A 5,639-nucleotide genomic window follows, 5' to 3' on the forward strand; every position below is an offset into this window, starting at 1 on the left:
GCATGGGGCCGGGACTCGGCGGACTCGCCGCACCCGGTGCCGCCGCCCTTCACCACGATCGCCTGGAGGCTGACCCACCTCGGCGAGATGCTGGCCGTCCGCGCCGACCACGCCGGCGGTACCCGCACGCTCACCAAGGGCGACTACCGGGTGAGCCCTGACGCCGCCGGGGCGATCGCGGGTTTCTCGGCCGCCGCCGCGGCCTGGCGCGAGGCCCTGCTCGCCGCCGACGATGTCGTGCTCGACAGGATCGGTCACTGCACGTACCCGCACGGCAGTGACCCGGAGGAGCCGTTCATCGGCATCGTCTGGTGGGTGAACCAGGAACTTCTGCACCACGGCGCCGAGATCGCCCTGCTCCGCGACCTCTACCGGTACCGGTCGTAGGGAGCGCTTCGCGGCGCTCGGCAGGCCGCCGCGGCCGGGGCGGCCTGCGGTCCTACTCGGTCGTGTGCGTGGGGTAGACCTGAACGTCGGTGTAGGCGCCCTTGATCTCCCCCGCGCCCGCGGGCCACTTCAGGCTCAGGGTGTGGGTCTCGTTCGGGGGCGTCACCAGGATGTTGGTCGGGTGCGCGAGGCTGTCGCCGCTGTTGTCGATGTCGTAGGCGAGGTTGAAGACAGCGGCGTCGCCGGGCTTCAGGGTGGTGATACGCGGCTGGGCGTGTCCGCGCTCGATGGGGTTCGAGGTGTTGTCGGCGTCCTTGATGTCGACACCCGCGAAGCCCGTCGCCGAGCAGGTGGTCGAACCCCGGTTGATCATGGTGATGTCGATCCTGCCGGACTCCTCGTCGGGCGCGGCGTCCATGGCATCGATGGCCAGGTCCTCCGTCTTGCAGAACGTGGTCTTGCCGCCGGTCGTCGTCGCGCCGTTCGCGCCGTTCGCGGCGGCGCGGGACTCGGTGTCCTCGCCGGAGCCCGACTTCGCGCTGCCGGCCTCCGAGCCGCCCTCCGACTTCGAGCCACCGCCCGAGGACGAAGAGTTCGAGGACGAGGCGGACGAGGACGAGGAGCCCTTGGCGGACGAGTCCTTCCCGGAGCCGTCGTTGCCACAGGCGGTGAGCGAGAGGGTGGCGACGACCCCGATGGCGGCGAGAGCGGTGATGCGGGTGTACTTCATGGTGTTCCCCCAGAACGAGCGTGGTGCGTGTGGTCTGCATCATTTTTATCCCGCACCGAGTTACAGGCGGTCTTCAGCGACGTTCTCGTTCTGTCACAGGCGCCTTGACCTCACGGTCCGCCGAGGCGCCACCGTACGGTCACTGGTGGGCGGCCGCCGCCGATCCCGCGGCCTGCGGCCCCTCTTCGGGCTGTGAAGGTGCTCCAGCGGCTGATCCGCGACGCGGGCGGGACGGTCGCCTGACAGACCACCGGCCCCTCCCGCTCACCCCGTACGGCAAGCACGGAGTCACCTCTCCAACGCGTCCTAGAAGGCTCCTCCGCTGTCCACCCAGGTGGTGTCCTCGCGTTCCCACGGCTCGGTGTGTATGAGGCTCGTCCTCAGCCGCCCGCGCCGTTCCTCGTCGAGCGCCGCCGGTTCGGGGTGCGGGAGTCCGGCGCAGTGGGCACGGAAGGGGTCGCGGCGGTCCGGCCAGAAGCGCAGGGCGATCCAGACCAGCGGGACGGCGAGCATCAGGCCGGTGATCACGACGAGGAACAGCCCGAAGAGGAGGTCCCCGGCCCCGGCAGGCGTCTCCTTGCCCAGGAACACCCGCTGCACGGGGTAGAAGAAGGACAGCGCGAGCGCGGTCGCGCAGGCCGCCGTGCCGAGACCGTCGTTCCTGCGGCCGGACCAGCGCGGCACCCTCGCGTCCTGCTCCCGCAGGAAGTCGCCCCGGGCTGAGCGCAGTTCGGGATTGAGCCGCAGCTCCCGCAGAGTGACCGGACCGTGCCGCCGTACGGCGTCCAGCAGGGCGGAGGTGACGGGGTGGCCGGTGTCGGTGTCGCCGCCGTCCGCCACGCTCAGCCGTCCCTCGGCGTCTATCGTCAGGCGTCCTTCGAGCATCAGGACGGCGGCCGCGTGTCCGTCGGCGTCGTGTGCCTCGCCCGCCGTGGCGACGGCATGGTACGGATCGATGTCCAGGTGTCCGAGCGAGGCGGCGGCCGCCCGGTCGGACCGGTCCCGCACCAGCCACAGGGCGGCCAGCACTCCGTACACACCCACGGCGGCCGCCAACGCGGCTCCGGAAAGCTGGAGTTGGGTCACGCTCCCCATGATGGCAGCGCCACCCGAACCGGGCCAGAAGGCATGCGCTCACGCGCCCCCGCACGGCCGGGAGGCGAGCCGTTCCGCGCGCCCGGATTCCGGCCTCTACGCTGTGCCGACGCATCCGCACCGGCACCTGGCGCGGAGGGCGAGAAGGAGGGGACATGCGAAGACATGTGCTGTGGGGCACGGTGGCCACCGCGGTGGCCATGACCGTGCTGGGGGCGTCATCGGCGCAGGCCGAAGGGCGGGGTGACATCCGTGTCACCAAGGCGGTGACCAACAACGGCAAGAGCGTCATCGTCGGCATCAGCAAGACGGTGACCTTCCCGATCAAGCTGACGATCAAGGACAACTCCGGCGTCAAGAGGCTGGAACACATCGACGCGAGCAGTACCGGCTCCACCGCGGGCGGCCCGGTCGAGTGGATCGGGACCAGCTGCAAGAAGCTGAGCCGCACCACCTCGGAGTGCACGGCGACGATGAGCATCAATCCGCACTCCTTCCCTTGGTACAGCGACACCAACGCCAACGTCACCGCCGGTGAGTGGGCCGCGTGGGGCAACGTCCAGGCGAACGACGGGGATTACTGGCTCTTCGACCGGGTCGCCCTGTTCAAGTTCAAGCGCGCCGCGACCCTGACGGCGGTCGCCACGCGCCCCAACCCCTTCAGCCACAGCAAGCAGGTCAAGGTCACGGGCACGCTGGCCCGTGCCGACTGGGAAGCGCTGAAGTACCGGGGGTACAGCGGCCAGAGCCTCAAGCTCCAGTTCAAGAAGACCGGCGCAGCCTCGTACACGACGGTGAAGACCGTGCGGACGAACAGCGCGGGCAAGGTCGCCGCCACCGTCGACGCGACCTCGTCCGGCAGCTGGCGCTGGTTCTACCAGGGCACCGCGGCCACCATGCAGGTCGCGTCGCCGGGTGCGGCCATGAGCCTGGCCAAGCCCACGCTGCACGCTGCCCCACGACTGGGTTAGCCAAGCTCCGAGGGGGCCCCTGTCCCGGCCGAACAGCAGGCCGGGACAGGGCGCGAGGAAGGCCCACGAGGAGTCGCGCCGGCAGCGGACACCGGTACGCGGTACGGGCACGTCGACCCACGCAGGGTGGTTGGCCTCCCGGAGGCGCCGAAGGCTCGGTTTTGCGCACCGGACGGCATACGTTTGGGCGGTCACCCGACCACGACGGAGGTGTCCTCGCATGCGGATCGCCACAACGATCTTCCTCACCGACGAGACGATCACACCGGTACGGCTCGCGCGCCAGCTTGAGCAGCGGGGATTCTCCGGGCTCTACCTCCCGGAGCACACCCATATCCCGGTGAGCAGGCAGACCCCGTACCCGGCGGGCGGCGAGCTGCCGCCCGAGTACGGCCGCACCCTGGATCCCTTCGTGGCGCTCGGGCAGGCCGCCGCGGTCACCGAACGCCTGGCGCTCGGCACCGGCATCACCCTGATCGCCCAGCACGACCCGATCGACCTGGCCAAGCAGATCGCCACCCTCGACCACCTCTCCGGCGGCCGCTTCACCCTGGGTCTCGGCTTCGGCTGGAACGTCGAGGAGGCCGCCGACCACGGCGTGGACTGGCGCACCCGCCGCGATCTCGGCCGCGACCGCATGGCGCTGATGCGCGCGCTGTGGTCCGACGAACCAACGGCGTACAAGGGCGAGTTCGGCTCGGTGCAGGCCAGCCACGCCCACCCGAAGCCCTTCCAGCAGCCCCGCGGCCCGGTGGTCGGCCCGCGCACCCTGATCGGCGGTGCGGCCGGACCGAAACTGTTCGCGCACATCACGGAGTACGCGGACGGCTGGCTCCCGATCGGCGGCCGCGGCCTGACGGAGTCCGTGCCGCAACTCCGTACGGCCTGGGAGTCGGCGGGCCGCGACCCGAAGGACCTCCAGGTGGTCCCGTACGCGGTCCTGCCGGGCACGGGCAAGCTGGCTCACTACGCGGACCTGGGCATCGAGGAGGTCGTCCTCCAGCTGCCCCCGGCGGGCGAGGCGGAAGTGCTGCGGACGCTGGACGCGTACGCGGAATACCTCTGAAACGGCTCACGGAAGGCTGCGGGCCGGTGGAAACCGGCTGGAGTGCCGCCGGCGGCGGTGATGGAATGACGCGATGCGAGATGACGCGTCAGCGGAGACGGTGGAGCGTGGGCGGTACCCGGACGCGGTGACGCCCTGGCAGGACCCGGCCTGGCGGGAGGCCGCCCTCGCCTGGGCGGAGCGCGGCCTCGCCGCCCACGGCCTGCGCACCACGAGACGGCTCGCGGTGCGGCTGCGGCCGTGGTCGGTGCTCGTACGGATGACGGCCGAGGGCGAACCCGACGTGTGGTTCAAGGCCAACCCGGCCGCCGCCGCCTTCGAGGCGGGCCTGGCCGAGGCGCTGGCCCGGTGGGTCCCCGGCCACGTACTGAAGCCGCTCGCCGTGGACGCCGCCCGCGGCTGGTCGCTGCTCCCGCACGGCGGCACGCTCTTCCGGGACGCGCTCTGCCGGGACCCCGCCGACGAGCGTGCGTGGGAGGAGCCCCTGCGCCAGTACGCGGCCATGCAACGCGCGCTCGGCCACCGGGCCGGGGAAATGGGTCAACTCGGCGTCCCGGACGCCCGGATGGCCGTGTTTCCCGCCACCTTCGACCGGCTGGTCGAGGAGAACGCCACCCTGGACCCCGCCACCCGCACGGCACTGCGCGAACTGCGCCCCCGCTTCAACGGCTGGTGCGACGAACTCGCGGCGACCGGCATCCCCGACTCGCTCGACCACGCCGACCTGCACGACGGACAGTTCTTCGCCCCCGGACCGGGCCGCTTCACCTTCTTCGACTGGGGGGACGCCGCCCTCTCCCACCCCTTCTGCAGCCTCCTCGTCCCGCTGCGCACCGCAGCCGAGCGGCATGGACCGCAGGTGCTGCCGAAGCTGCGTGACGCCTACCTGGACCCGTGGACGGACACCGGACTCACGCCCGCTGAGCTGCGGCGCGCGGTGAGCCTGGCCTGGCGCCTGGCCGCCGTGGGCCGAGCGTGCTCCTGGGGCCGGCTCTTCCCCGGGGCGGGCGACGCGCCGGCGACGACGGGGGACGCGGAGAGCGCACGGTGGCTGCGGGAGCTGTTCGCGGAGCCGGTGCTCTGACCAGGTGGGCCGACGCGAAAGCGCCCCGCCCCCGCGGATCCGGGGTCAGGGCGCTTCGGGCCGAACGGAGGGCTCAGGACAGGAGGTTGTAGATATCCCAGCCGTAGCCGATCCTCACCCGCTTGGCGATCGTGCCGGTGCCGGTCGGGGTTGCGTCGTGCACGCACCGCGGCGGGCTGCCGGTGGCTGCTTCGGGCCGAACCTGCTGACCGGCCTGGCCGCAGTGGACTGGGCCAACCTGAACCACGCCCACGGAACGGCCACCAAGTCACCGAAGTGCCTTAGGGTGCGGCCATGGCCACCACC

The 5,639-nt window shown here is 71.6% G+C and carries 6 protein-coding genes; 4 read left to right on the forward strand and 2 right to left on the reverse strand.

Translation table 11 applies throughout. From position 1 onward, the window contains the following. Positions 1–387 (forward strand): DinB family protein (locus J1C73_RS32965; RefSeq protein WP_207319573.1); only part of this gene is annotated, 387 nt, incomplete at its 5' end. 52 nt (positions 388–439) lie between these two features. On the opposite strand, the gene J1C73_RS32970 is transcribed toward J1C73_RS32965, so the two are convergent. Together J1C73_RS32970 and J1C73_RS32975 are read right to left on the reverse strand one after the other, a co-directional pair. Next, the gene (locus tag J1C73_RS32970) at positions 440–1,117 is read right to left on the reverse strand and encodes a DUF4232 domain-containing protein (protein WP_207319574.1); all 678 of its coding nucleotides are present in this window, start codon (positions 1,115–1,117) and stop codon (positions 440–442) included. A gap of 306 nt (positions 1,118–1,423) precedes the next feature. Next, a complete protein-coding gene (locus tag J1C73_RS32975) occupies positions 1,424–2,203 on the reverse strand; it encodes a hypothetical protein (protein ID WP_207319575.1) in 780 nt (259 codons plus the stop codon). 164 nt (positions 2,204–2,367) lie between these two features. Here J1C73_RS32975 and J1C73_RS32980 point away from each other — a divergent pair, with 164 nt between their 5' ends. The 3 genes from J1C73_RS32980 (at position 2,368) to J1C73_RS32990 (ending at position 5,333) form a co-directional block, all read left to right on the forward strand. Next, entirely contained in the window at positions 2,368–3,183 is an 816-nt protein-coding gene (locus J1C73_RS32980) for a hypothetical protein (RefSeq protein ID WP_207319576.1), read from the forward strand. 220 nt (positions 3,184–3,403) lie between these two features. After that, positions 3,404–4,249, forward strand: a complete 846-nt coding sequence (locus J1C73_RS32985) for an LLM class F420-dependent oxidoreductase (protein WP_207319577.1) — start codon at positions 3,404–3,406, stop codon at positions 4,247–4,249. A 73-nt stretch (positions 4,250–4,322) separates the two neighbouring features. Then, positions 4,323–5,333, forward strand: a complete 1,011-nt coding sequence (locus tag J1C73_RS32990) for an aminoglycoside phosphotransferase family protein (protein ID WP_207319578.1) — start codon at positions 4,323–4,325, stop codon at positions 5,331–5,333. The last annotated feature ends 306 nt before the right edge of the window (positions 5,334–5,639 follow it).

The organism is Streptomyces laculatispora, assembly GCF_017353455.1.
Classification (GTDB): domain Bacteria; phylum Actinomycetota; class Actinomycetes; order Streptomycetales; family Streptomycetaceae; genus Streptomyces; species Streptomyces laculatispora.

What these genes read in the sequence shown, in the direction of transcription:
- J1C73_RS32980 (WP_207319576.1), top strand. Translation starts at nt 2,368, where the DNA reads ATGCGAAGACATGTGCTGTGGGGCACGGTGGCCACCGCGGTGGCCATG.
- J1C73_RS32970 (WP_207319574.1), bottom strand. Translation starts at nt 1,117, where the DNA reads ATGAAGTACACCCGCATCACCGCTCTCGCCGCCATCGGGGTCGTCGCC.
- J1C73_RS32985 (WP_207319577.1), top strand. Translation starts at nt 3,404, where the DNA reads ATGCGGATCGCCACAACGATCTTCCTCACCGACGAGACGATCACACCG.
- J1C73_RS32990 (WP_207319578.1), top strand. Translation starts at nt 4,323, where the DNA reads ATGCGAGATGACGCGTCAGCGGAGACGGTGGAGCGTGGGCGGTACCCG.